Annotated in this window: 25 protein-coding genes; 1 reads left to right on the top strand and 24 read right to left on the bottom strand. The window is 35.6% G+C overall.

The genetic code is table 11. From position 1 onward, the window contains the following. Positions 1-24 precede the first annotated feature (24 nt). The 12 genes from FTRAC_RS01755 to FTRAC_RS20070 all read right to left on the bottom strand — a co-directional run bounded on the left by FTRAC_RS01755 (position 25) and on the right by FTRAC_RS20070 (position 13890). Positions 25-714, bottom strand: a complete 690-nt coding sequence (locus tag FTRAC_RS01755; RefSeq protein ID WP_013452507.1) for an aspartate/glutamate racemase family protein — start codon at positions 712-714, stop codon at positions 25-27. A 233-nt stretch (positions 715-947) separates the two neighbouring features. Beyond that, a complete protein-coding gene (locus FTRAC_RS01750; RefSeq protein ID WP_013452506.1) occupies positions 948-1412 on the bottom strand; it encodes a DUF2452 domain-containing protein in 465 nt (154 codons plus the stop codon). Positions 1413-1422: 10 nt separating this feature from the next. After that, on the bottom strand, positions 1423-1605 hold the full coding sequence (locus FTRAC_RS01745; RefSeq protein WP_013452505.1) for a hypothetical protein: 183 nt from the start codon (positions 1603-1605) through the stop codon (positions 1423-1425). Positions 1606-1607: 2 nt separating this feature from the next. Further along, entirely contained in the window at positions 1608-3071 is a 1464-nt protein-coding gene (locus FTRAC_RS01740; protein ID WP_013452504.1) for a M20 family metallopeptidase, read from the bottom strand. 1 nt (position 3072) lies between these two features. Then, complete coding sequence (locus FTRAC_RS01735) at positions 3073-4770, bottom strand: hypothetical protein (protein ID WP_148230026.1); 1698 nt, start codon at positions 4768-4770, stop codon at positions 3073-3075. A 4-nt stretch (positions 4771-4774) separates the two neighbouring features. Continuing rightward, positions 4775-6940 (bottom strand): hypothetical protein, encoded by a 2166-nt coding sequence (locus tag FTRAC_RS01730; RefSeq protein ID WP_041649407.1) that lies wholly within the window; start codon positions 6938-6940, stop codon positions 4775-4777. Then, the gene (locus FTRAC_RS01725; RefSeq protein ID WP_013452501.1) at positions 6933-7946 is read right to left on the bottom strand and encodes a BatA domain-containing protein; all 1014 of its coding nucleotides are present in this window, start codon (positions 7944-7946) and stop codon (positions 6933-6935) included. Before FTRAC_RS01725 ends, FTRAC_RS01730 begins: the two co-directional genes overlap by 8 nt. Further along, complete coding sequence (locus tag FTRAC_RS19060; RefSeq protein ID WP_049783992.1) at positions 7943-8797, bottom strand: DUF58 domain-containing protein; 855 nt, start codon at positions 8795-8797, stop codon at positions 7943-7945. Before FTRAC_RS19060 ends, FTRAC_RS01725 begins: the two co-directional genes overlap by 4 nt. 94 nt (positions 8798-8891) lie before the next feature. Beyond that, on the bottom strand, positions 8892-9860 hold the full coding sequence (locus tag FTRAC_RS01715; RefSeq protein ID WP_013452499.1) for an AAA family ATPase: 969 nt from the start codon (positions 9858-9860) through the stop codon (positions 8892-8894). A gap of 290 nt (positions 9861-10150) precedes the next feature. Beyond that, positions 10151-10768 carry a DUF4159 domain-containing protein gene (locus FTRAC_RS01710; RefSeq protein WP_013452498.1) on the bottom strand — a complete coding sequence of 206 codons (618 nt, stop codon included), beginning with the start codon at positions 10766-10768 and terminating at the stop codon, positions 10151-10153. Positions 10769-10870: 102 nt separating this feature from the next. Beyond that, positions 10871-12664 (bottom strand): S8 family peptidase, encoded by a 1794-nt coding sequence (locus tag FTRAC_RS20075; RefSeq protein ID WP_262492811.1) that lies wholly within the window; start codon positions 12662-12664, stop codon positions 10871-10873. A 14-nt stretch (positions 12665-12678) separates the two neighbouring features. Next, positions 12679-13890, bottom strand: coding sequence for a S8 family serine peptidase (locus FTRAC_RS20070; protein WP_041649403.1), 1212 nt, complete (start codon positions 13888-13890; stop codon positions 12679-12681). A 24-nt stretch (positions 13891-13914) separates the two neighbouring features. Between FTRAC_RS20070 and FTRAC_RS01695 the strand changes: the two genes are divergently transcribed. Next, positions 13915-14769 carry a M57 family metalloprotease gene (locus FTRAC_RS01695; RefSeq protein WP_013452497.1) on the top strand — a complete coding sequence of 285 codons (855 nt, stop codon included), beginning with the start codon at positions 13915-13917 and terminating at the stop codon, positions 14767-14769. Positions 14770-14847: 78 nt separating this feature from the next. Here FTRAC_RS01695 and FTRAC_RS01690 read toward each other — a convergent pair whose 3' ends face one another. The 12 genes from FTRAC_RS01690 to FTRAC_RS01635 all read right to left on the bottom strand — a co-directional run bounded on the left by FTRAC_RS01690 (position 14848) and on the right by FTRAC_RS01635 (position 25220). Continuing rightward, positions 14848-15570 (bottom strand): SDR family oxidoreductase, encoded by a 723-nt coding sequence (locus tag FTRAC_RS01690; protein ID WP_013452496.1) that lies wholly within the window; start codon positions 15568-15570, stop codon positions 14848-14850. 68 nt (positions 15571-15638) lie between these two features. Further along, on the bottom strand, positions 15639-16343 hold the full coding sequence (locus tag FTRAC_RS01685; protein ID WP_013452495.1) for a response regulator transcription factor: 705 nt from the start codon (positions 16341-16343) through the stop codon (positions 15639-15641). A gap of 171 nt (positions 16344-16514) precedes the next feature. Further along, a complete protein-coding gene (locus FTRAC_RS01680; RefSeq protein ID WP_013452494.1) occupies positions 16515-17117 on the bottom strand; it encodes a sugar transferase in 603 nt (200 codons plus the stop codon). Position 17118: 1 nt separating this feature from the next. After that, on the bottom strand, positions 17119-18054 hold the full coding sequence (locus FTRAC_RS01675) for a succinylglutamate desuccinylase/aspartoacylase family protein (RefSeq protein WP_013452493.1): 936 nt from the start codon (positions 18052-18054) through the stop codon (positions 17119-17121). After that, on the bottom strand, positions 18051-18713 hold the full coding sequence (locus FTRAC_RS01670; protein ID WP_013452492.1) for a phosphatase PAP2 family protein: 663 nt from the start codon (positions 18711-18713) through the stop codon (positions 18051-18053). Before FTRAC_RS01670 ends, FTRAC_RS01675 begins: the two co-directional genes overlap by 4 nt. After that, positions 18701-19366, bottom strand: coding sequence for a tRNA (guanosine(46)-N7)-methyltransferase TrmB (gene trmB / locus FTRAC_RS01665; protein ID WP_013452491.1), 666 nt, complete (start codon positions 19364-19366; stop codon positions 18701-18703). The genes FTRAC_RS01670 and trmB overlap by 13 nt, the downstream gene beginning before the upstream one ends. Before the next feature lie 2 nt (positions 19367-19368). Next, positions 19369-20670, bottom strand: a complete 1302-nt coding sequence (locus tag FTRAC_RS01660) for a bifunctional folylpolyglutamate synthase/dihydrofolate synthase (protein ID WP_013452490.1) — start codon at positions 20668-20670, stop codon at positions 19369-19371. A 19-nt stretch (positions 20671-20689) separates the two neighbouring features. Beyond that, positions 20690-21538 (bottom strand): hypothetical protein, encoded by an 849-nt coding sequence (locus FTRAC_RS01655; RefSeq protein WP_013452489.1) that lies wholly within the window; start codon positions 21536-21538, stop codon positions 20690-20692. Further along, on the bottom strand, positions 21531-21926 hold the full coding sequence (locus FTRAC_RS01650) for an ExbD/TolR family protein (protein WP_013452488.1): 396 nt from the start codon (positions 21924-21926) through the stop codon (positions 21531-21533). The genes FTRAC_RS01655 and FTRAC_RS01650 overlap by 8 nt, the downstream gene beginning before the upstream one ends. A gap of 6 nt (positions 21927-21932) precedes the next feature. Next, a complete protein-coding gene (locus FTRAC_RS01645) occupies positions 21933-22610 on the bottom strand; it encodes a MotA/TolQ/ExbB proton channel family protein (RefSeq protein WP_013452487.1) in 678 nt (225 codons plus the stop codon). Positions 22611-22620: 10 nt separating this feature from the next. After that, positions 22621-23376, bottom strand: a complete 756-nt coding sequence (locus FTRAC_RS01640) for an SPOR domain-containing protein (protein ID WP_013452486.1) — start codon at positions 23374-23376, stop codon at positions 22621-22623. Between the two features lie 155 nt (positions 23377-23531). Continuing rightward, positions 23532-25220: a hypothetical protein gene (locus tag FTRAC_RS01635; RefSeq protein ID WP_013452485.1), complete on the bottom strand. Its 1689-nt coding sequence runs from the start codon at positions 25218-25220 to the stop codon at positions 23532-23534. Between the last annotated feature and the right edge of the window lies 1 nt (position 25221).

Genomic DNA, 25221 nt, shown 5'->3' with positions numbered 1-25221 from the left:
TCGCCTTTTGTTAAAATCTTTGTTCTATAAATTGTTTTCTAGAATAAAATTAACGGCCATTTCAATATGTAAATCAGTAGTGGCCAATAGTGGCAAATCAGCTTTAATTCCTTTTAGTAAAATCGGTAATTCCGTACAACCTAGAATGATTCCATCTGCACCTTTCCTTTTCAATTCCTTTATTTGGTCTAGATAAAATGCTTTAGCCTGTTCAGAAAATATACCTTGTGTTAATTCTTTAGATACATAATGATGAGATTGATCTAAATCGTCACCTTCTGGAATTATGACTTTCATCCCAAAATCATTTTCTAATACTGAGGAGATAAATTTGCCTTTCATGGTCGGTTTATTACCCAGTAAACCCAAAGTTTTGAGATCAGCATCCTGTGCTGCCCTACCGGTTGCAATGCCGATATGAAGTATAGGAGCATCAATTTTAGGCTGCACATAATCGTAAATCATATGAGGCGTATTGGCACAAATTATGATACCATCTGCCCCTGCTTCTTGCAGTTTCTTGCAGACTTCAAGATATTTCTTCTGAATTTTTTCTTTATTCTGCTCTCGCATTAACTCTATATTAATGCTGTAAATAATTAGTTCAGGATTAGCTTGTTTGCCAATTACTTCTCCAACTTTCTGATTGATTTGGCTATAATATTCTACAGTGGCATGCCAGGAAGTTCCACCAATTAGTCCTAAAGTTTTCATGCTCAATTGTATGATTGATTCACTTTAATATACGAATGGTAGAAATAAAGAAAGGTAACAAAAGTTACTGAAAAAGCCCTCTAGTCCCCAAAGGGGATATAACGTACGGAATAGAATGAGAAGTAATCTCCAATTTCATCATTCATTTTTCTAAACTTTAGTTAAGTTTTTGAAAAAAATCATATCAAATTAAAATGCTCAGCCAGTTCTGGGCTATGTTCCCTCTTTGGGGGCTAGGGGGCTTTCTCAATTACCTCCCAAGTATGATCAGCCAACAACTTTACAGTTGCTAAATACTTCATACTTTTCTGGCTTCTACCCCACTCTCCTGGTGCAATTAAAGACAAGACGTCTTTTCCGTATGCACCTTCATACATGTAATAAGTATGATTAATCAGTGGTTCAAAATTGATTTTCGCTAAATAGATGCGTTCAGAAATTTCTACTCGGCTTTTGAGGTCGTTGGCTTGCTTTGCCAACAATTGCATTTGCTCATAGAGCTGAGTCATTTGCCTATCGGTCTGCTCATGCATAGCGGAAACAGCACGACCTTTTATTTTACCTCTATCAGTAGGTTTAATGATGGCACTACCAGAATGATGGGGAAAGGCGATAGTCCCAGGCTTATCAGAAGTGCCCTCCTTCATTTTTTCCAAATCGATTTTATCAATGTCTATTTTCTTGCCAGATTCGCTCATATACCACTTGTTACCTTCTGATTTCAACTTCCATTGGATCTTTTTGCTTAACACTATCTTTAACAGATTTGTTTTCTTCGGTGTCAGAACCGAACTTCCTAAATTTAGTTTTGGTGGACATATCATAAACCACATAAAACACAATCAGCATGAAGAGGATTGCAATAAGTAAAAATATTCTAGATTTTTTCATTTCTATTCTGATTCGTCATCGTCATTACCAAATAAGGAAAATGGTTCTTTCAACTGGATTTCTTTCAAAAAGTTATAATAAATAACTATTCCAGACTTGAATACATCCAAACTTATTCTCTCATTATTGCTATGAATGCTATTGATATCCCGTTCTGTCACTACTGAAGGAATCAAGCCGTAAGAAGGAATATCGTAAGAACGAAACAGACTATTGTCACTTGTTGCTGGAAATAAAAATGGAATTGTTTCAGCGTCTGGATAACTAATGGCAATGGCATCTTCTAATGCTCTGTAAAATTTGTTCAAGCGTGATGGTTGCGCCTCTGGGCTTTCCGAAAGAACCGAAACTTTAATATTGTCATTATCTAATTTTCTTTCAATATAGCGAATAAAACTTTTGGATGATGTTCCAGGAACTAGTCTGCAATCCAAAACGGCTGTAGCAGAATTACTAATTTGGTTGGGGGGGCCTGGTGGATTGTAAATATTAGTAACTGTTACTGTATTAGTTAGCAAAGAGGACAGGAAAGGCTCTCTTTCAATTTGTTTGCGCACAAAGGGAGCCAAAATAGACCAATTAATATTTCGAATAAAGAAGCCCCTGATTCCTCCTTCAGCTCTTCCCAAGCTTCTAAACATTCGCCTAGTACTTCGATTAAACAATAACAAGACCTTTCTATTGGTCAATTTATTTAAACTGTTGATCAATTGAATATTAGCATAATCCTTTGAAGGTGTGGCACCATGCCCTGCAGAATTGCTATTGATTTTTAATTGTAGCCATAGACTTTGTTTTTCAGCTATTGAAACTCCAAAAACTACCTTTTCAGGCTTGTTCTTCAATACATTCTGATAACCAGCTCCTCCTTCTCCTAGTACTACTACCGCATTTAATTCCTTTTCAAAATTCTTCATTAGGTAGCGAGCACCTTTATCACCACCTGTTTCTTCTGCAGAAAGGAATAATACAGTCACATTAAAAGGTAAATCAGTGGTGTCATAATCTTGTTGGAAGGCTTCCAACGCTTTTAATTGCATAATTCCCAATCCTTTTGCATCTAATGCACCTCTTCCATGGATATATTCCCCATCAAAATGCCCGCTATAAGGATCATGCTCCCAATCATCCAAATCTTCAACAGGAACTACATCAATATGACTCTGAAGAATTATATTCGGTTTTTCACTATCTAAGGGATAAAGAGAAGCAGCCAAATTGTAATTATCAGAAAAATCAGAAAATACCTTAAGGTGTAAATCTGTAGTTAAAATATAATCTTCAAGAAAGATGGCAGCTTCTTTTTCATTGCCCGAAACGCTTTCCCGTTGGATATAAGATGAAAGTAAATCGATGGACTGGTTCAATCCTACAGATTCGGGCAAAACCTGCGGTTCGCTGCTTAATTGAGCTAAAGCGGGTGTGGTAAAAAATACAACGCATAGCATCAAAAAGTTTAGCTTCATTTTAGGTGATTTTATCTTCAATCCATAAATAACCAATACACAAAAGAAACAGAAAAAAGAGCCATATTGTTACAGTTTCCTGATTATTGCTTGTCTTCTTCTTTGCTGCATTTGAAGTTTCAAAATTAAGATAATTTAAGTAATCATGCTTGTAATTAACTAAGAATTCTGAATGATTAGCTAGCGCTTCAGAATGAACATAAAACGGTATCGCTTCTTCCTGATTTTCAAAAGTGATGAAATGCCAGCCGATCTCCTCAGGATAAAACATGAAATGTTGCCTTTCGGGAAAAATAAAATCAGATTTCCTTTTCAACTTTATAGTGTCATTATTCAAATTGAAGATGAAAATCTTCTCTATGGGTTCTTCCGACCAAAGCCGAAAAAAGAAAGGATGATGTTGCACCGCCCATTCCGATTTATCATAAAATACATCTGTCGAATTCCTTAATAAATTATTGAAAACAGTACTCCAAATTTGTTCATATTGGTCATTTTTTCCTGATAAACTTAGTAGATAGCTATCTTGAAAATTAATAATGCCATAAATCAAATCTGGATCTATTTTTCTAAAAACAGTGTTTTGAGCCACTTCATCTAATTGGTATAGATTATTGAACTGTAGGAAGTTATAATTATTTTGCTCAAGTAAATTATCGCTTGTACTAAAAATATTAGTAGATTTAGACTTGTCTAAATCAAGCTGAATTCGGCTATTCGGGTTCGTTCTAAAGATTAAACTGCCTCCATTTTCCTTTAATTTTTTCAAGTATTGATTTTTAAAATTTGGTGCTAAATCTTCCCAAGCTTTTGCATCAGCAAATAGCACTTTTAAATCATTGGCAACTCCCCTATTGAATTGCAATGAATCATGCCAATTGATAAAAGCAGATTTATATTTTCCTTTTGAGATTTGAGTTTTCTGATAGACTGAATGTTCTTTAGATTTCAAATAGTCAACCAAGAATTTCCATTCAAAATCAGGAGAGCCAGCAAGAATTTGAATTACATGATCTTCAGCTGGCTCTACTTTAACAGCAAAGTGATATTGTTCATGGTCTGTACTAATTTCTGATAAAACGAAGCCTGAGGACTTTGGAAGCACTAAAATACGACTACTTCCAAGACTGGTAATCGATTCTGATATGCTATCATTACCAATAATAGCTACTACTTCAACTTCTTTTGGACTATGATTCTGAATCATTATAGGCAAACTATCCCCTAAGGCAACAGATTTCGGATAATCTATTTTAATCCCCTTTCTAATCTCAATTTCTTCTCGTACCTGAAAATGAGCTGGATTTAGCTGTGGGAAATAGCCATAAACAAAAGCGGTATCAATCTGAAAATCGAGTTCAGACAATCCCCTCCGTTGCTCAGTTCCCACTTGCTTAAAACTAAAACTTGAGTGATGTTGAAAGGCTTCCAAACCGTATTGATTTTGTAGAGAATCGATGCTGGTTTTGGATATTTCTTGACTAACAAGCAATACTGATTTCTGAGGCTTTTCACTTAAAACATATGGCGATAAATATATGATATACAGAGATATAAAACCAAATAGCAAAGCGATTATTCTATAAGGTTTTCGAGGCTTTTCTTTTTTGACCTCTAATAATAACACTAGAATTAAAACCAATGCAAGAACCGCTATGTGCCAAGCCTCAATACTATTTTCCCAGCCGATATTTATCATCCAATCATTCATTCAGCAAGTCGTAATAAGTTTTATGCAAAGAGGTTTTCATGCTCTTATCTACATTTGAGTCATCCAATAGGGATAATGGCAACATATCTTCCATTATAATCAAAAGGGATCTAAGCATTTCTCTTGACTGCGTATTTTGAAACTGTTTGACTGAAGACAATAAGCTTCCATAGCGAACAGGATCAGTCGTTATTTTTGCTACTAAATTATTTGCAAAATCATCAACCTCGCCCTCGGCTTTCTTCATATCTTCAAGCTGAAAAGCTGATTTCAATTCTTTATAAGTTATAACCAATTTATCTTCAAAAGTCTGCTCCTGCAACTCATCCTCTGTAGTTTGCGCATCGATTTGATCTAAATCACCCGTTAGTCGTTTTTTCTCTTCATCAATTGGCGGTGGCTCAAATCCCATTCTTTCTACATAAATTCTCGAGGCTCTCTTTACTTCCTTAATCAGTTTGAGCGCTTCATATTCAAATGGAAGGGCTTCTCTTGGCTTATAAGTTCTTAAGTAGAGCTCCGCTTCCCACATATTGGTTAACGCTGCTTTTAACTTCGCTTTCACATTAGCATCTAAGAAAGTGGATAATTCAGATTCATCATGGGCGTGCACATAAGCTTCTAACTCTGGCGTTTCATTGTAAATCGGATTTGAGAAATTACTTTCAGATTCATGTTCTTCATGACCATGACCTTCGTGCTCATCCTCTCCTTCAATTGCACCATGATCATGCCCTGTATGGTCCACTTCCCCCAATCCGCCTGTTGTTTCATATTCTTCTCCCAAAAAAACTCCATAACGCAGCCTCAACAATTTTTGGTCTGCTCCTATAGAATTGCTTCTCTGTTCAAATTCTTCCTGACTTATTTGATTTTTATCTGCTAGTAATTTTTCAGTATCAATGATGATTTGTCGCTGACTCTTAAAATACTCTGCTTCATTGGTTAATGCGAACCCTTCATACTCTACGGGCTCAGATTCCACCGTATCTGCAATAGAGAGAAAATAAACATCCGTCTTCCCCTTATTGGCCTTTGGTTTTTTATTGTCTTTGGCCGAAAAGTAAAAATAAAGCTCGTCACCGGGTTCTAGTGAAAAAGTATCCAAAGGTAAGCTGACAGTCTTAAGTTGACGCTGAACTTTATTGGAAACGCTTCTCAAAGCTTGTTTCATCTCACGGAACTTCACTGCTTCACCTTCTCCCCTGCTTAAAGTCATGATAATGTCAGCGGAAACAATTCCGTAATCGTCTTCCAAGCTCAAATCCAATTTGAAATGCTTATCTAAATCTTCCCATTCGATCTCATATCTATTTTCCTTCAAATTAGTGGAGAGAATTGGCGGTTCATCTCTTTTCACTTCCAGTATTTCAGGCTTCAAGGAAATCAAACTATCTTTTTGCCTATAATCAATCTGGAAAATAGCCGACTGATTCAGAACAAATGTCTTGGATTGATTATCAGTAAGCTTGAATTCATATTGATTTTGCCATAACAAATCAAAACTTATATTTCCCTGATTTTTAAAAACCAATCGACTTCCTTCAGGAATCTTCTTGTCGGCTTGCCATTCAAAACTTTTTAAAGCTGTGTAGCTCGGAGGATAGACGCTAAGTTGATATTGGAAAGTTTTTGTCCCACTTCCTTTTGCACTGTCAACTTTAACTTCAGCCGTATTTTCGGTTGATGTCAACTGATTATTGGAAGGGTTTTCCATTTGATAATTGAATGAAGCAGTATATAATAACCCACTAAATATCAACAAGATAAACGAACTCCTTAAAGAGATTGGGAAAGCTATTTTTTGAATAGCAGGTAATTGTTGAAAGACTTTGGTTTGCTGTAATTTTTCCAAAGAATTAATGTCCTTTTTGAAGAAAATGGACAAGCTATATTCCAGTTCAGGATATTTTTGATGCAGAAACTGGATCAACTTTTGGCTATCCCAAATTAAAGTAGAATTCCAGAGTAAAAGCAAACTAGCTATTGATGCAGTATAAACCACCCAAAAGGCCAAAGGAATAGTTAGATGTGAAATATTGGCAATTGACAAAAGCAATAGAACTCCTGCCACAAGTGGAATCACTATAGATGCTACAAGCAATAGGTTACATCGCTTTTTGAGCTTGAACCAATATTTTTTAAAATCCTTATGCATGCTTTTTTCTATAACTAAAATATCTTTCCAAAAGGATTAACAACACAATCAGCCATAAAAGCTCCTCATCAAAAGTTTTGGCTTCTTTAACTTCTTCAACTCCCACTGATTTTTGGGTATTCAGCATTTCAAAGGAAGAATACTGATAATTAGGTTCTACGACTTGCGCTATAAACTCTGAAACAATCAATATAAACCCATCCTCATTCAATGGATTATTCAGCCAATTTTCATTTAAGTACAACTTGCTGCTTTTGTACTTCCTCTGGATTTGATAATTGCTTGATAGAGTGTCACTCAATACAATTTGATTGGCATCCAGCTTCTGTGGTGAGGCAGTAAAAACTAATTGAGCTTCTTCCCTATTTGCTTTATTAAAAATCACTTTCTCATTGGTGTATAACTGGTTTGCTTTCAATACTTTATCAAACTTTCCTTTAAGAGTTTCCGAAAGCTCTGCAAAATGGATAAGTAAAGTGTCCGAACTCAATATTTCTTCTGACTTCTGCTTTTGAATCGCAGAAATAAGCTCTAGATGAAAATCCAATTTTGGAATGGCTCCTACAAAATCAGTATCCTTAAAATCATTGATGTAAATTAAGGAATCAATTTCGGGATGCTGCACTGAAAGTTCTTCCAATAAATGCCATTGATTAGATATATCGCTAAATTCAGAAGTCCTAATAACAGGGGTTTCATCATTTGCATAGGCTTCTGGTACTTTAATGCCAGCTCCCAACAATAAAGCTTTCTGCTTTTCTACTTCTTGGTAGTTGACCCATTTAGCCATTAGTAAAACGACCAATATCAATATCATCAATCGAACCAATAATAAAGGAATCTCTGAAATTTGGATTTTCTTGGATTGCAAAGTGCTGCTTTCCCTCAAAAATCGGATGCTACCAAATTCAATCTGCTTTGTTTTATTCTTGCTCCATAAATGGATGAGAATTGGAACCGCCAAAGCCGTTAAACCCCAGAGCGCTATAGGATTAAGCCAATTCATGCCCATGAATGATTAAAGTGGTTTAATAGCTCAAATATTGCTTTTTGGATGGAATTTCTCCCATTTAATTGCCAGTAAGCAATTCCATTTTTAGCACAAGCTTTTTGAATCCCCATTTTCCAGTTATGAATTTTATCTTGGTAATCTTCCAAGCCTTCTTCGGTGTTCACTTGAACACTGCCCTGCCCTTCTAAATCTTTAAAAGTGAAATATTGCCCTTTAAAATCGAGCTGTTCTTCATTTTCGAAAAGTAAATGAACCAGCATGATTTCTTCAGAAGCCACTGCCCAATTTTTTAATAGATTATGAAATTCAGCTTCATCTGAATATCCATCTGTGAAGATAAAAACGGTGCTTTTATTTCGAATTTGTTGAATGGGGTTTAAATCTGTGATACTGGCTTCATCTTCTGTTTTGAGTTGAATTAATCTGAAAAGGAAAGATTCAAAATCAGAAGGTGGGTTCTCCTGATTGTAGATAAAGTATTTATCATGTTGATTGTTAGCTAAATAAGCCAAAGCAGCTATAAGCGTGCGTGACCAATTAAATTTGCTGGCACCTGCCATTTCAAAATTCATTGATAAACTTTTATCCAAAACGAAAATGAAATCATGTTGCTTTTCCATTTCCGCTTCTTTTATCATGTAATGATCAGTGCGTGCAAAATATTTCCAATCCAATTGCTTTAAGGAATCACCGGGAACATAGTTTCTGTATTCTTTAAATTCAATTCCAAACCCTGTTTTCGGACTTTGATGCATACCAATCATCACCCCTTCAATGTGATGTTTTATATACAATTGAAGTGCTTTGAGTGACTCAAAGTCAGGCATTTGAAATAATTGATTCATGGATTGCATCAGGACTTATATGAATTCAAAGTTTATCATTTGATTATGATTATCAAGTAAATAATTAAGTTTCTCAATTATTGGCTAATAGGCACTATTTAAAAGTCTTCAGAAGCTCCGGAATCAATTCTTCCACTGTGAATTTCTCCGTTTTTGCCACAAAATTCAATACTACTCTATGGCGAAGTACTGCCAAAGCCACTGCTTTTATATCTACTGGAATAACGGAGAGTCTGCCATCCAGAAAGGCATGGGCTTTAGCTGCTAATACTATGGATTGCCCGGCTCTTGGGCCTGCCCCCCAATCTACATATTGCTTTACTAATTCTATTTCTGAAGTTTGTGGACGAGTAGAGCGCACCAATTGACTCACCTTCACCAATAAATCCTTATCAATATGAATATCCCTTACCCAGCTTCTGGCTTTTAGAATTTCTTCAGCTGTGAGAGTAGGATTTAGTTGATTTTTCTGATTGCCGGTGGTGAGCTGAAGGATGTCAACTTCCTCTTGCTCAGCAGGATATTGCACGACAGTATAAAATAAAAATCGATCCAGCTGTGCCTCTGGCAAAGGATAAGTACCTGACTGCTCCAAAGGGTTTTGAGTAGCCAAAAGGAAGAAAGGCTCGGGTAATTTATAGGTTTTACCAGCATAAGTAACTTCACGCTCTTGCATAGCTTCCAATAATGCAGATTGTGTCTTTGGAGGTGTTCTATTAATTTCATCTGCTAGCAAAATATTGGTAAAAACCGGACCTTTGTTGAATTGAAAAAAGCGCTTTCCAGTACTTCTATCCTCTTCCAAAACTTCCATACCAATAATATCAGCAGGCATTAGATCAGGTGTAAATTGAACCCTATGAAAATCTAACTGCAATACCTTGGCTAATGAACGCACCAAAAGCGTTTTCCCTAATCCAGGAACTCCTTCCAACAATATATGTCCATCCGCCAGCAAAGCCATAAAAACTTCACTTACAACATTCTCCTGACCAATAATGGCCTTGGATAGCTCCTTTCGGGCATCTTTAAACTTTGCAACTGTATTTTGTATATCTTCCATTTTCCTTTAATGTCACCCCTACGGGGCTTGGGTTTTGCTGTTTTTTGTTTCTACTACCATAAGTTCTTCCCTACGGGACTTTTTTCTCTTGTTTCTACCCTTTCTGGCTTACAGCTTTCTATTTCAACCATATTTCTAATAGCCAAATGGTCTGACCTTCGGTACTAACCTAATCACCCTACATCCAACATCCTGCACCAAACCATACTTCCCACTTCAAGCTTCTAACTTCTAACTTTTTCAACCCTAATTCAATATTTGCTTCTACCAATTCCCGGCCAGCTGGCGGGTTAGGGGGCTATTGCATACACCACTATATTCACCCCAAACTTAGTATTGTCTTCTGCCAGCCATCTTTTGTTTCTGAAATCGTAATCCCATTCGCAACCATAATCTTTATTGCTATATAGCACTCTTATTTTCCCGTCTTTTTCAATAGCTTTTAAATAATCATGCACAATATCATCTCCCCAACCATTCAATTCTTGCGAAGTGGTGGGTGGTCCATCATCGAATTCAAAAAAGCTAAAATAGATCGGATGGTCATTCGGTATTTTCTTTAATCCTTCTTCTCCGTATATTTCAGCCATCTGACTTTCAAATGATTTTGAAAAAAGACCATCAATATCATGATTGCAATCATCGACAAAGATGAAGCCACCATTATCTATATATTTAATAAAATTTTCTTTTTCAGCTTGTGTGAATTGCACCAATTTATGACCACTGAGATAACAAAATGGGCATTCAAATATTTCATCACTGCTTAATGCGACTACCCTTTCTTTTGTATCAACCGGTATATTAGTATATTCAATTAGGGAATTCAGAAGATTGCTTGGCATCCGTTGATCCACATTCCAATCCCCTGATTCGTATTGCAAGCGTGTGAAGAAAAATTTATTCATTTCACGAGTTTACGGGAAAATGCTAATGAGAACAATGAAAATTTCGGGAATTATATAAATGGTTAAATTAGCAAGTTATTGGAGCGAACTTTCTGGTAACACTCAAAATTGCACTAAAATTTTACCACTGGAGACTATAGTAGTGTTTTCTACAATCTTATAAAAATACATTCCCGCACTTAAAATCTCTAGGTCAATAAAATTCCTATCATTAGGAATAGCAGTTGTTAAGATCAACTGACCTTGTAAATTGTAAAATGAAATAAATGCTTCAGGAAGTGCATTTTTCGCAAATACTTTCAAATCCACTTCCTTTTCTATTGGATTTGGATAGAGGATGAAATCTGAAGATTTGACATAATAAGTAGATTGAATTTCACTGACGACTTCCTCTCCATTCGTAAAAAGTACTATTGCTCTTGAGGTATTGAGCCCATTGTCTGGATCAGTTTCTAAAAATTCGATATTAAAACTACTAGCTGAAAATTCCTTTAAATTTTCCCATTCCTCGTCACTTGATGACCTTTTTTCTATTCTCACTTTCTCCACTCCCGACAAAGAGGAAAGATTCAAGTTGTGGTAGATCCCTTCTCCTTGAATGGATTCTACAAAATACGACTCAAGAAAACAATTTGAACTTTGTAATCTGTAATCTATTATCTCGCCAGTAATCAGTGGTTTACCTCTTTTAAAAGCTTGTACTTTCAAATAAGAGGTTTCTAAGTCGGATTTACTAACAGTGATCGCGGTATCTTTAGTATTAATCAAATTTTTTATTTCATCTCCTGCAAAATTAAATAATGAATAATAATCCACATTCTCTACCGACTGCCAGTTAAATGATAAGGAATCACTGCAATTAAAACCTACATTTAATCGAAGCGGGCTTGAAATCGAAAAAGTGTCACTTAGGTAGCTTTTATCTCCGATTATCATTTTTAGCTGCGCAAAATCATTTACTATTTTTGGGTCCCATCTGAAATGCTCATCAGCTACTAAAATATTATCCTCAATCAATCCCCACTGATCTTCTGAAACTAGTTTATAATATAGCTTAGCAGTTATTTGAGACGAAAAACTACTCTTCCATCTAATGTGAGAAACAGTTTCCCCATTGTATGGAATATTATCGTTGAAAGTCGGGCTGGTCCATGCAAACTGATCTTCGATCTCCCAGCTGTAGGCAATTGCAAAAGTCTGGGGACTCGTTAACGTATTTTCACTGCTCACTATGAATTCAATCGAATCTGTTCCTACTCTTTCGATATGGATTTGCTCAATATTATTGATATGATCAATTCCCTTGATAGCAGCACTATTTAAGTCGCTAGGATTTGGGGCAGCAGACAGAACCCACGGTAATTTTACTTCTCCAGATCCATCTTTAATCTGAAGATTTAAATCATTTACTAAGGCATATTCATCGTTTGCTTGTGCAGGAGGATCGGTCCAAACTAATGTCGCCTTGAAGTTTACAGCATTTTCAGGCACCTTAATTTTGATTCCCGTGTCATTATCTCCAATCAACTCACCTTGAATAAATAGCTCTTTTTCAAGCTGTTCTAAAGCACCCTGAGCATTAAGACTTCCGTAGCCGGTTTTATGTTCTGGCCCTACACTGCCAATTTCATCAGCACTATTGATCAACAAAGCCTTCAACAATGAAGACTTTAAATTCTCTTCATAGGCATTTCTATAGGCCTGCTTCAATAGAATGGAAACACCACTGACCAAGGCAGCGGAATTGGAAGTACCAGTCATACTATACGCTACTAATTCTGGCTTGATTCGACCGTCAAAAGCAGGGCCATTACTATTGAGTTCGATAGTGTTGAAGCTAGTGTCTACTGCACCAATGGTCAGTATATTCTTAGCTTGCTTAAAGTTTCCTGTAATGTTTGAGAAGCCATTTAGACCTTCATATATTGACCATGATCAGAAATATGTAGACCTGAATTACCCACTGAAAAAACATGAATGATTTCAGGATTACTATATATTTGTTGATCATAAAGTGAAGCAGCAACACCATAGAAAGACTCAATTAAGGTACCATATGAATGGTTTTGTGTTTGTATATTATTTCTTGCAAAATACGAAATAGGGTCAGGTACAATAGTTTCATTAGAACTCGAAGAATGAAAAACTGAGGGTGCAACACCTAGTCCAGTGAGAAAAGAACTGCCATTTCCTGCAATAATTGTAGTCATTTCTAGGGCATGTGAATCTGAAAAATCACTTTCTCTATCAGAAGTGATGTATCTACCTGATATATCAATATCATCAATATTGTAGAAGGGCTCTTTGATGCTAACTGTCTCACTACTCCCATTTAGTTCGGGGTAATAGGCTTGAATTGTATTTATTCTATTTGGATTTAAATTCAGGTCTAGTACACGAGCTTCACTATCACGCGCTTTAGCAGCTTTTTCGATGTAAGTAATAAAACTTTTATTTAATAAAAGCTTAAGCTGAACATTCCGAAGACGGACTTTAACAAAGTTGTCAAATTGTAAAATAGCACTAATTCCAGACTGACTTTTTTCAAAAATCTGCCAATCATTCTCATTTGTAATTCTTAGCCAGTAATCACCACTCAGATAATCATTTTTAGTATTTGTTATATTTAAAGATTTCTTCCAATCATTATTGATCTGGTAAATAGACCTTATTTGAGATTGAATTTTAGTAGCAAAATCACTTAAAGAGTCAAAATGTATTATATCAGCATCATTTTTCAGCCTTTTTACTATTGCATGGTCATGTAAAGCCTTATTAGAATTGCTTAATGATCTCTCAAATTGGATTAAATAAAAATCACCCTGTTTTAAACTATTTACAGATTCTACTTTTTGGACAATAATTGCGCTTAGACTGTCTACGAACCTACTTTGAGCAGTCGTTTTGCTAACATTGCAGAGAAGCAAATATAAATAAAAGGCGAAAATACATCTATTCACATTTGTATTCACTACGTTTTTAAGAGCGGAACTTATTAGGTTTTGGTTGTTTTTAATTAACATAAATTTAATATTACCAATAATTATTTTAAGAATTTTGATATTTACCAAATTATCTAATGTAATATTTTTTCTTTCTAGAATAAATATAATATGTTGCAAACCTAACTAAAATCTAACAAAGTTATGACAAATTTAAGAAAAGGTGTCATGTATGTAATTACATTCATGGCCGCAACAGTATTACTAAGTTCTTGCCAAGATGAAGAAATGGCAAGTAAAATCGACAACAATGTAGTCACTGACCAGGTGAAAGATCAATTGAAAAATCTTGGGTTCGATCCTAGTGATACCTATCGAGAGGAATTTCAGAATCCATTAACTGGTGACAGAGGATTCCACTATGTTGTAGAAGGAGACATTACAATTACTGAGAAGCAATTGGAGGAAATGTCAAAAAGTGAAATTTTCCATACAGGGAAATTTGCTGAACAGTACCGAACCAATAATCTTGTAAGCCAAAATAGCACTATCAATGTGATTGGATATACTGGAAATAATGCAAATGGTTTGGACTCAAAAATGAGAACGGGTTTGCAATGGGCTGTGGATAATTACAATGCTCTGAACACTGGCTTAACATTCACGCTAACTTTTGGTACCAACTATAACCCTTATGATATGGTTGTCTATAGAGTAAGCGGTGGAGGCGGTGGTAGTGCCGGCTTCCCAAGTGGAGGTGCTCCAAACAAATTTATCAGAATTAATTCAGGTACTAGCCAGTACGACACAAACGTTGTTGAACACGTGATTGGTCATGAAATGGGTCACTCTGTTGGACTACGTCATACTGACTGGTTTAATCGTTCGTATTCTTGTGGATCTGGCGGAAGTGAAGGTACTGCTGGAGTTGGTGCTGTGCATATTCCAGGTACTCCTACTGACATTGATCCAAATTCATTAATGTTAGCTTGTTTTAGTGCTAATGAAGATGGCGAATTTGGCGCTTATGATAGAATAGCTTTAGAATACCTTTACTAATTTGGAGTTTAATAAAGGGTAACAATAGAAAAGGTCAGCAACTGCTGACCTTTTTTACGTTTATATAAAATCTTTACACTATTTTTTCTGTGGTGGTCTACTAGGCCTTACCTCAATTTTGCTTGGTAATGTCCTTGGATTCATTTCCAATAAATCAACTACCATTTTACCCAAATCTTCTTTTTGGATCTTCCAATAATCATTTTCATTTGGTTCATGATCGTTGAAATAAGTTGCCACTGAACCAGGCATAATGGTGGAAACATTTATTCCATGTTGTCTTAAATCCAGCATAACTGATTGAGTGAAACCAGTCAAGCCGAATTTACTTGCATTATAAGCTGAACCTGATGGAAAGAAATTAGTGCCTGCCAAACTTGAAATAGTGAAGAAATAGCCACCATTTTTCTTCAAGGCTTCAACACTTGATTTAATAGTATAAAATACACCTGTTAGATTCGTATCAATCACTTCGTTCCACTTATCTATCTCCATTTCATCTATTGGTGCAAAGTGACCTAAACCTGCATTAGCAATAACAATATCTAACTTTCCCCATTTATCTAATACTGCATTCACACAAGTCTGCTGATTTTCAAAAGAACGAACATCCGCTTGAAGCCCAAGTACTTCACCTTTAGCATTCTTGGCTAAGGATTCGGCAGCTTTATCTGCTGAATCTTGACTTCTGCTAGTGATGGCTACATTAACACCTTTTGCTAATAAAGCTTCCGCTATTCCGTATCCTATTCCTTTACTACCTCCTGTTATTAGTGCTGTTTTATTTTCTATGTTTTGCATAATTTTAATTTGTTTACATTAAAACAACTGATTCAAATCTGATTGGTTACAAAATGAATCCGCAAAACTCATTTTTGATCCTTGAACAAATATCCAACACCTTTGATTGTCTTAATGTAATCCTCCCCTAGCAACTGTCGAATCTTTAAGATATGGATGTCAACTGAACGCAAAGTTACCTTGGAAGAATTCCCCCAAATGGCTTGCATAATTTGTTCGCGTGAAAACACTTTATTTGGAAATCGGGCAAGAAACAATAATATCTCAAATGATTTTGACTGGATTTGCATCAAATCCTTTGAAGGTAGTTTGAAGAGAAGGTGCTTTTTAATATCAAAATATAAATCCCTGATTTCGTATTCATCTATTGGTTTTAAGTGAAAAACATTTTCTTCCTCACCAAAAAACTTTGTCAATCTCTTTCTAAAGGCATTTTTCCGTAATGGTTTTCTCAAGAAAAAATCAATTCCTGACTCATAGCTCAAAATTTCATATTGTTCTTCGCTATTGGATGTTAAAGCTATAATTCTAGGTTCAACTTCCTTAATGGTCGCATCATTTTTGAGATAATTAAAGAGACCAATACCATCATAATTTTGATTAGCTATTTCAGAAATAATAAGCAATGGTTGATGCCTGTTAATTAATTGAATAGCATGCTGAGTATCCAATGCCAAAGCCACATTGAAATTTTCAGACTCCAATATTCTTACTAAATCCCTTAAGGTTTCTTTGTCATCATCAGCTATTACAGCTGTTCTGCTTTGTTGCATTTCCTAGATACTTGATATATTACTTCTCTAAGAAAGCATTATTTTGAATTGAATCTATCCTTCAAACTTGATAGTAAAATGAAAATAACTTGATGGTAAAGTAGACTTAATATTGGAGATGAAAATCTTGTGAATTATTAATATTACCGTAAACATGGCAATTTTCTTACATTAATCACCTTTGAACTTTTCCATGGTAGCAACACCCTCGGCACTAATCCCTTCTGCTTTGAAAACCTTCAAGACAGTCATAAAGATAATTTTTATATCCAGCAAAAAAGATTGGTTTTGCACGTACCAAACATCATATTCAAATTTCTTTTGCCAGCTTATGGTATTTCTCCCATTTATTTGAGCCCAACCCGTAATACCAGGAGTTACAAAATGCCTTTTCCTTTGCTCTTCACTATAGAGCGGTAAATATTCTACCAAAAGTGGTCTTGGCCCAATGAAGGACATATCCCCCTTTATGATATTCAATAGCTGAGGAATCTCATCCATACTGGTTTTTCTAACTATTTTCCCGATCCAGGTCAGTCGTTGTTCATCAGGCAGGAGTTCTCCATTTTCATCCTGATCATCACGCATTGTTTTAAATTTAATGAGCAAAAATATTTCCTCATTTAAACCAGGACGCTTTTGTGTAAAAAAGACTTTACCACTTTGAAAAATGGCCAATAGAAAGCTAACCAGCACGAATATTGGACTGGCAATAATCAGGGCAATCAAAGCAGTTATTCGATCAAAAAAAGGTTTGAAAATTTTTGCGTACATATTACTTAATTACTCCTAAATGCATTAATGCATCTCCTTCATGGACAATTGGGTTATGGTTAAGCCCTATCACATATCCATTAACCGTGGATGTCACTTTATTCTTAAATCCACCAAAAGGGTCATTAATGTGCCCTAGCAATTGATTTTTCTTAATTTTCTCTCCTGATATTACTGCCGACAAAAAAACGCCAGATCTTCTAGCTCTTACCCATGAAGAGTTTTTAATAACTAAATTTTCATAATCTGCTTTTTCAGCTTCATCTCGCATTCCTAGATGCCGCATCATTCTTCTTGCACCTTTTATTCCTTCCCGAATTGCAAATTCGTCAAAACGAGAGGATTCGCCCCCTTCATAAACCAAAATATTTTTACCAAATTTGTTTGCTGTTTGTCGTAATGAATTAGGCCGAAACTTGGAGTCTAAAGTAAAAGGAGCATGAAATGCCTCCGCCAACTCTACATTTTTTTCATCTTTCATCATGCATCGAACTTGGGGATAATTGGTTCGATCAGCACCACCTGTATGAAAATCTATACCGTAATCAATTATTGGTAAAATTTCTTTAGTCAAGAAACTCGCCATTCTCGAAGCTAGTGAGCCATTTTTATTTCCTGGGAACGACCTGTTTACATCTTTGCCATCTGGCACATATCGAGAAAAATAAATGAATCCATAAACGTTAATTATTGGAATACAAATAACAGTTCCAATCTTAGGAATATGATCATTCTTCTCAATCATCCTTCTTACAATCTCTGAGCCATTAATCTCATCACCATGTAAACCACCCATTAACAATAAAACAGGGCCAGGTTGGGTGGATCTTGCAATAGTAATGGAGACATCAATTGTAGTGTGAGAAGGTAAACGGGCTATGTTAACATCCACTATTTTTTCTTCCCCTCGTGCTATTTCAACTCCGTTTATAATCATCTATTAAAAATTAAACCTTTGTGCAAACTATTGACACTAAATAGAATAGACTGGTTTTTGTATGATAAATACCACCAAATTGTTCCAGAAACTAAAAGCCCAATGGTGGCTCCTACTAAAGTATCTACCATAAAATGCTGAAATAGATAGACTCTTGATATAGCTACTAAAATGGCCAAAAGCATATAAATCACTTGCAACAGTTTATTCTTGGTTAAAAGAATCAAGATGGTAGCAAGGGCGAATGCTGCAGCAGTGTGTCCACTTGGCATACTGTAGTGGGAATGTAATTCAATCCCTTCTACTAAGTTAAATGATGATAAAGATTCTTCAAATTTTAGAGAAGGACGGTAACTGTTAAAAACAAAAATTTTCAGAAACTGGACGAAGACGTAATGGATTATACCAGTCAGTGTCAATAAAATAGCATAATAAATCCTGTATAATAAAAGAATAACTCCAACAATAACGAAAATATGTGCTTCACCCAAAAGAGTAATATAACTAAAAAACACATCACCAAAAGGGTTATGCTTTTCGTTAAGCCAAAGCAGGAAAGTACCTTTTTCTAAAAACAGGACTAATGCAAGGGCAGTCAAAAAATAAAGCACATACATTAAAAATGCAGGGCTTTGTAATTTATCTTTTAAGCTTTCCATTCAAAACGTAAATATTTTATGGTCTCCCCCACTTTCGAAAATTTTCTTTCGTATCGAGTAGTTATTCCATAATGTTCCTTTAAATATACAGAATTATGCAAATCATCTGTAAAATGCAAATCATTAATATCATCTCTGGAAGGTAATACTTCATTTAGTGTCCAATTGAATAGATCTGTATTATCTGTTTTGAAATAAACTCTCCCAGTTCCACCTTGAATTCTTTTGTATATATCGAGGAATCGATGAAAAGTCAATCTTCTTTTTTCATCCCGATCTCTTGGTCTTGGGTCCGGATGGATAATCCAAATATCATTCACTTCCCCTTGGGCAAACATTTGCTCTAAATCTAGTATGAAATTTCGGGCAAAAGCAACATTTTCCAAGCCTCCATCTAGGGCTTTAGTGCTTCCTTGCCATAACCGCTCGCCTTTAATATCAACCCCGACAAAATTTTCATCTGGAAACTCTTTAGCCAAACCGATAGAATATTCACCTCTACCACAGGCTAATTCTAAATTAATGGGATTTGAATTTCCGAAAATCTTCTTTCCCCAGTTAGACTTTATGGTTGGAAACCTATCATCATCGTACTCAATTACATTATGACGGTTTCTTAAATCCTCAAACCGCTTTAACTTTTGTCTACTCATATTTACAAATCGGGAATTTCAGCTACTGCAAAGGTAGAACCTCCTACAAAAATTAAGTCCTTATCGGAAGCATTTTTTTGTGCATTCGAAAATGCTTCGGCTACCGTTGAGTATGAATCACCCTTTAGTCCATATTTAAAGGCTATTTCTTTCAAATCATTGGCATTCAAGGCTCGTGGAATATTGGCTTGTGTGAAATAATATTTGGCATTTTTAGGGAGCAATTCTAAAACACCCTCTAGCTTTTTATCATTTACTGTTGCAAAAACAAAATGTAATTGTTCAAATTCTTCTTTTTCTATCATCTTAACGATATGCTCGAAAGCAGGAATATTGTGTCCAGTATCAGCAATAATTTTAGCCTGAGATTTATCATTTGGTATCCGCTGCCACCTTCCCTTAATTCCAGAATTAACAATTACATTCCTTAAACCATTTTTAATATTTTCCTTTGTAATTGAGTATCCTTTCTCTTTTAAAATATCTAGAGCACTAAAAACACTTGACAAATTTTGAATTTGATAGCTGGCAGAAAGCCCTGATTCAAATTCAACTTTTTCTGATGTTATAAGATTTTCCGCCATCATCTTCCAGTTAGGAATTGACTCTTCAGTTATTGAAATCTTATACCTTTCTTTGCTATCAACAAATGGAGCATTTTTAGCCTCTGCTACTTCTCTAATAATTAACTTGAGTTCATTTTCAGATACTGAACATACTGTAGGTACATTCTCCTTTATGATACCTGCTTTTTCATTAGTGATTTCTTCTAAAGTATTTCCTAAAAATTGCTGATGATCCAATCCTATTTGAGTGATAATGGAGACTTCAGCTTGAATCACATTAGTGCAATCTAATCTTCCACCCATACCTACTTCAATCACAGCAATATCAACTTCTTCTTTGGCAAAATAATCAAAGGCCATGGCTGTGGTCAGTTCAAAAAAAGAAGGTCTTAATTCTTCAATTATAGGTTTAAATTTTTCCACATATTGGATTACTTCTTCTTTAGAAATTGGAATTCCATCTATCCTCATTCTTTCCGTAAAACTTTTAAGATGAGGAGATGTATAGAGACCTGTTTTGTAGCCTGATTCTTTCAAAACGGAGGCTAAAAAAGAAGCCGTGCTCCCCTTTCCATTTGTGCCAGCAACATGGATATATTTCCCTTTCAGATGAGGGTTACCTAAAGCTTCTAATAAAGCATAGGTATTATGCAAATCCTTTTTATAGGCTGGGCCTCCTACCCTTTGAAACATGGGTAATTGTTCAAATAAAAAAGCTTCCGCTTCTTGATATGTCATTTTATAAGGATTGTAGTGTTTAATTTGAGCGTATCAAAAATGTGATAGTTCCTTTGGATTGCGGCGCTGTTTTCCCACCCGAAGTCCTGCTAAAAGATAATTTTGCCACTTCATCTTGATAAATTTTTACAACCTCCGCAGAAACTGTTGTTTCTATTGCTCTAACAGAAATAACTTCACCATTACTATCTACCCTAATTTCAAAAACTATTTTCCCACTTTGCTGGGTAGGATCATTTGGTCTTGGTGGAGAATCCCATTTCCAACCTGACATATCCAATTGACTGCCACTTCCCCCGCCTTGAGGTCCCATCATGGCATCAGCATCAAGCTCACCTTCTGGGTTTCCTTGGTCACCTTTTTTATCATTAGTTTCTCCCTGAGAAGCATTTTCACCTGGAAATAATGCATTTGGATTGGCTTCTGGTTCTTCCTTTTGCTCTTCCTTCTCTTCCTGCTTTGGAGTTTCTTTAGCTTTTTCAGTAGGTGTTTCCTCCACTTTCACGGGAGCATCCTCATCTGTAACAGCTTCTTCGACCACTTCTTCAGCAGGTTCGGAGACTTCTTCTACCACATCATTTGCATCCGATTCTGTAGCTTCCTCTATTTCTTCTTCAACTGATTCTTCCGCCTCTTCCGTAGGAGTCTCTTCAATTACATCTGCTTCTTGGCCAGAAACAGGCTCATTACCTGACCCGCTATTATCGATCCCCATATTCAATTCAATTCCGTATTCTGGTAATGGCGGATAAGGCTCCTTCCAGGCAGTAACCCATAGGAATAGCAGGAGCAACAAAATATGAAGCCCAACTGATACGGATATTCCTATTATCCGATTCTTTTTTTCCCTATGTGCATAATCACTCATTCGGTTGTGCTGCAATCGAAACTTTTGCTTTTAAAGACGAAGCAATACCTGCGACCCTTACTAAATGCTCCGTGGGAACACTTTTGTCTATATGTAGAACCACAACTCCTTCGTCTGCATTCCTTAATTCTCTTTTAATAGCGGTTTCTATATCAGCAGGTGCCACTCTTTTATCATTAACGAAATAAAGCATGTCTTTTGTTATTGTAACACTTACTTTTTGCATTACGATATTCGTGGACTTGCTGGAGGGTAAATTAACTGGTAATCCTGAAGGGGTAATAAAAGAAGAAGTCAGCATAAAGAAAATCAACAACAGAAATATAATATCTGTCATGGATGACATGCTAAAAGCAGGATCAACATTATGTCTTGATTTCATTGACATGACTACCTATTTAGATTCTTGAAGTAAATCAATAAACTCAACAGAGGTATATTCCATTTTGTGTATCACCTTCTGAACTTGCGTTACTAAATAATTATAGCCTAAGTAAGCAATAATCCCAACTGATAAACCGACCGCTGTAGTAATCATGGCTTCATAGATACCCTCAGAGAGTAATTTCGGACTTACGGAGCCTTCCTCTTGTGCAATCGCAATAAAAGCTTGAATCATCCCGGTAACAGTCCCTAAGAAACCAATCATAGGTGCAGCACCAGAAATAGTGGCCAATAAAGATAAATTCTTTTCTAATCGGTAAATTTCAACCTTTCCAACATTCTCAATTGAAACCTCTATATTCTTCAGAGGACTTCCAATTCTTGAGACCCCTTTTTCCAACATCTTGGCAATAGGCGTTTCATTTTGGGAGCAAATCATTTTTGCCTGATCAATTTTCCCTTCGGTCACCAATGATTTTACTTGGTTTAATAAACCAGCAGGTGTTTTGGAAGATTTCTTAATTGTTAAAACCCGTTCTACAAAAATCGCAATTGCAGCAGCTGATAATAACAAAAGGGGAATCATAACATATCCCCCTTTTAAAAGTAAGTCGAACAAATTAACGCTACTGTCCGAAGCGTTTACCATTGCAGAATCTGCAACAGTGGTAACTTGTAATAGTGTCATATTTTAAATATCAATATTTCAATGGCCAAGGTTGCTCTTTAAACTGTCCTGATAATTCTGTCGCTCTAGTACTAGCCTGAGCAAAGCTTTCAGTTTCTTCAATAGCCACTCTATTGAATTTACTTTTTCCAAAAGGCGGAATTATATAAGCATTTGTTCCATCTTTTGTAAGCTTGTCTGCATAGTCTTTAGCTAAATCTTCATCAAAGAAACTACCTACAACAACGTATGAACGACCAGTTCTTGAATTTAGTGTATTAACAACTCCTTCAGTTGGCTCCGGTTCAGGTTCAATTACTTCTGGCTCTGGCTCCACTGGCTTTTCTACTACATAGGAAGTAGTGTCTTTCACTGGTTCTTGAGCAACTGGTTCTTTTTCCGGCTCTCTCAGGAAGAAATAATAAACCAATGCACAAGCTATTATTACAATAATAGATAATGTAATAATGATAGGTGCAGCGGATTGTTTTTTAGGTGGAGTATAGGTGGACGCTGGTTCCTCATCTAGCTCATCGCCCTCTTTATCGTCATCTCCAAATGGATTTGGATCATACTCATCATCCTGATCTATAGTAAATAGTTCATCTGAAGTTTCAGTACTATCCTGTTCTGAGTCTTCTGTTGAAGACGAACTTTCTTCATCTGAATCCGAGGAATCAGAATCATCATCTAAATCAGGTAGTCCGAAATCCTCATCATCTTGTTCCGGCTCATTATGTAAGTTTTCGTCTTTATACTCCTCGTCTTTTTTGTCCTTCTTGGCCATATTCTGGTAATTTAAGGTTTACTCTAGCTTAAAAGTATTAAAAAATTATAATACTTTATCAATAAACTATTATTTTTCAATAAAATCAATACTCAATTATAAGTAGATTTAACTATAAGAATCAAATATAATGGCAAATATTGATATTAAAAACATTAAAATGAATATGTGAAGCCACCCAAAATTTGAAAGCCACGGTTAGGATAACCCAAATAGTACTCGTATTTATTGGCTATCAGGTTATTAGCATGTAAGAAAACCTGACTCCTATTGCTTAACTGATACCCTAATTTTATTCCTAAATCATAGATAGGTGGTATAGATTCATTAACATTAAAGGAATAATTGGCATTTTCTTCCATGATAGTGTTTGCATTATTCATTCTACCTTGTAAATGTGCATTTAATCCAATGTTCAATTTATTTGCCACCCAATATTCAGAATTGACTTTTAGAATAAAACTAGGTCGAAATGGCATTAATTCAGTATCTCCAACATTATAATAAAAATAGTCTCCCCTTATATTTATTCTCAATTTATCAATATCAGTTGACAGTGCAGCATACACATTGGCTTCAGTATTATTCTGATCAAAGTATTTTGTTCTGTATCTGATCTCTCCTTGAGATTCACTATAGATAGCTTCATAACCAAAATTATGTCGCACCGAAGCTACACTGAAGCCAACTTCATACCCTAAGAAATTGCTTAGTGAGCCAGTTGCACCTCCGTAAAACTGAAAAGGCATTAATGTATTATATATATTTATTGTATTATCTAGATAAGGATTTTCCATTAGCATATTCCTATAACGGTTTGCTCGCACATCTCCTTTTAAACCAGCAAAGACACTGAATTTATCAAATGGTGCATAGTTAATATTTAAATCAGGGTAAACATGGAGTTTTCCCATTCCCTCTAAGGTATCATTTTCATGAACCATGTTGAGGCCTAATCCTATTCTCAATTTCTCCCTTGTGAACTTTACTCCAGTTTTAAATCTTAAGAGGTTTCTACTTTGGGCCGAATCCAATAGATCGAATTTCAAACTGCTTATAAATCCATCAGAATTAAGATATAGAGCGAAGTCATCATTCAAATCAACCTTATTTTTAATATTGTAATCAAATGAGAATTCAGAATTATTGATATTGGTGAACAATTGATAAATATCCCCATCAATAGTATAATGATATCGGCTCGACTCGTTTTGATCTTTTAATGAAACACTTGCTCCTATGGTATGGAAAGTTCGCTGTAGAGTATCTCGATCGACCTCCGAATACAAGGCGGTATCATATCCATACAGGTAATTATTATGTCTTTCATAAAAAGCTTCTGCACTTAAAACGGCTTTTTGAAAAATCATTTTCCCGTAAGGATTCACTCTTTGGTAACCAGAGCCAGAATTCCTCTTATCTATTGGTCCATTTGCGAAACTTTGATGATAAATATTTAACCCATAGCTTTTATCTTTACTCCTTTTACTAGCAAAATTTCCTTCTAAATAGGATGCGCCATAATTTCCACCTCCTATTTTAAGCTGATTCGCATAGAGTTTTTCTAGTTTCTCATCTTGAATGGTCAGCACTCTAATTCTAGGTGCCAAGCTATTAAGATTCGGAACAAACTGTTTAGAATTAAATTCAACATCTACGGTAGATTGATTTACCTTGATTTCTGGTACTTTCTTAAAATCCCTATTAATACGCGGCAAATCAATCTTTCGGTTTTTTTCAATAATGACCTGAGAATCCTCTAAATCTCCCTCTTGATTCCAGCTGTCTTGCCCTAAAACAGTTGTTGGCAGGAGACAAATGATAATTAAAATATATCTTAGCATA

Origin of the sequence: Marivirga tractuosa DSM 4126, from assembly GCF_000183425.1 — a bacterium.
GTDB lineage: Bacteria > Bacteroidota > Bacteroidia > Cytophagales > Cyclobacteriaceae > Marivirga > Marivirga tractuosa.
The sequence above is the reverse complement of the archived record's forward strand: the minus strand, read 5'-3'. Positions and strand labels throughout refer to the sequence as shown.

What these genes read in the sequence shown, in the direction of transcription:
- FTRAC_RS01640 (WP_013452486.1), bottom strand. Translation starts at nt 23,376, where the DNA reads ATGGCCAAGAAGGACAAAAAAGACGAGGAGTATAAAGACGAAAACTTA.
- FTRAC_RS01710 (WP_013452498.1), bottom strand. Translation starts at nt 10,768, where the DNA reads ATGAATAAATTTTTCTTCACACGCTTGCAATACGAATCAGGGGATTGG.
- FTRAC_RS01650 (WP_013452488.1), bottom strand. Translation starts at nt 21,926, where the DNA reads ATGTCAATGAAATCAAGACATAATGTTGATCCTGCTTTTAGCATGTCA.
- FTRAC_RS01715 (WP_013452499.1), bottom strand. Translation starts at nt 9,860, where the DNA reads ATGGAAGATATACAAAATACAGTTGCAAAGTTTAAAGATGCCCGAAAG.
- FTRAC_RS01730 (WP_041649407.1), bottom strand. Translation starts at nt 6,940, where the DNA reads ATGCATAAGGATTTTAAAAAATATTGGTTCAAGCTCAAAAAGCGATGT.
- FTRAC_RS01755 (WP_013452507.1), bottom strand. Translation starts at nt 714, where the DNA reads ATGAAAACTTTAGGACTAATTGGTGGAACTTCCTGGCATGCCACTGTA.
- FTRAC_RS01680 (WP_013452494.1), bottom strand. Translation starts at nt 17,117, where the DNA reads ATGTACGCAAAAATTTTCAAACCTTTTTTTGATCGAATAACTGCTTTG.
- FTRAC_RS01670 (WP_013452492.1), bottom strand. Translation starts at nt 18,713, where the DNA reads ATGGAAAGCTTAAAAGATAAATTACAAAGCCCTGCATTTTTAATGTAT.
- FTRAC_RS01695 (WP_013452497.1), top strand. Translation starts at nt 13,915, where the DNA reads ATGACAAATTTAAGAAAAGGTGTCATGTATGTAATTACATTCATGGCC.
- FTRAC_RS01745 (WP_013452505.1), bottom strand. Translation starts at nt 1,605, where the DNA reads ATGAAAAAATCTAGAATATTTTTACTTATTGCAATCCTCTTCATGCTG.
- FTRAC_RS01725 (WP_013452501.1), bottom strand. Translation starts at nt 7,946, where the DNA reads ATGAATTGGCTTAATCCTATAGCGCTCTGGGGTTTAACGGCTTTGGCG.
- trmB (WP_013452491.1), bottom strand. Translation starts at nt 19,366, where the DNA reads ATGAGTAGACAAAAGTTAAAGCGGTTTGAGGATTTAAGAAACCGTCAT.
- FTRAC_RS01645 (WP_013452487.1), bottom strand. Translation starts at nt 22,610, where the DNA reads ATGACACTATTACAAGTTACCACTGTTGCAGATTCTGCAATGGTAAAC.
- FTRAC_RS01655 (WP_013452489.1), bottom strand. Translation starts at nt 21,538, where the DNA reads ATGAGTGATTATGCACATAGGGAAAAAAAGAATCGGATAATAGGAATA.
- FTRAC_RS01750 (WP_013452506.1), bottom strand. Translation starts at nt 1,412, where the DNA reads ATGAGCGAATCTGGCAAGAAAATAGACATTGATAAAATCGATTTGGAA.
- FTRAC_RS01685 (WP_013452495.1), bottom strand. Translation starts at nt 16,343, where the DNA reads ATGCAACAAAGCAGAACAGCTGTAATAGCTGATGATGACAAAGAAACC.
- FTRAC_RS01660 (WP_013452490.1), bottom strand. Translation starts at nt 20,670, where the DNA reads ATGACATATCAAGAAGCGGAAGCTTTTTTATTTGAACAATTACCCATG.
- FTRAC_RS01635 (WP_013452485.1), bottom strand. Translation starts at nt 25,220, where the DNA reads ATGCTAAGATATATTTTAATTATCATTTGTCTCCTGCCAACAACTGTT.
- FTRAC_RS19060 (WP_049783992.1), bottom strand. Translation starts at nt 8,797, where the DNA reads ATGAATCAATTATTTCAAATGCCTGACTTTGAGTCACTCAAAGCACTT.
- FTRAC_RS01690 (WP_013452496.1), bottom strand. Translation starts at nt 15,570, where the DNA reads ATGCAAAACATAGAAAATAAAACAGCACTAATAACAGGAGGTAGTAAA.
- FTRAC_RS01735 (WP_148230026.1), bottom strand. Translation starts at nt 4,770, where the DNA reads ATGATAAATATCGGCTGGGAAAATAGTATTGAGGCTTGGCACATAGCG.
- FTRAC_RS01740 (WP_013452504.1), bottom strand. Translation starts at nt 3,071, where the DNA reads ATGAAGCTAAACTTTTTGATGCTATGCGTTGTATTTTTTACCACACCC.
- FTRAC_RS01675 (WP_013452493.1), bottom strand. Translation starts at nt 18,054, where the DNA reads ATGATTATAAACGGAGTTGAAATAGCACGAGGGGAAGAAAAAATAGTG.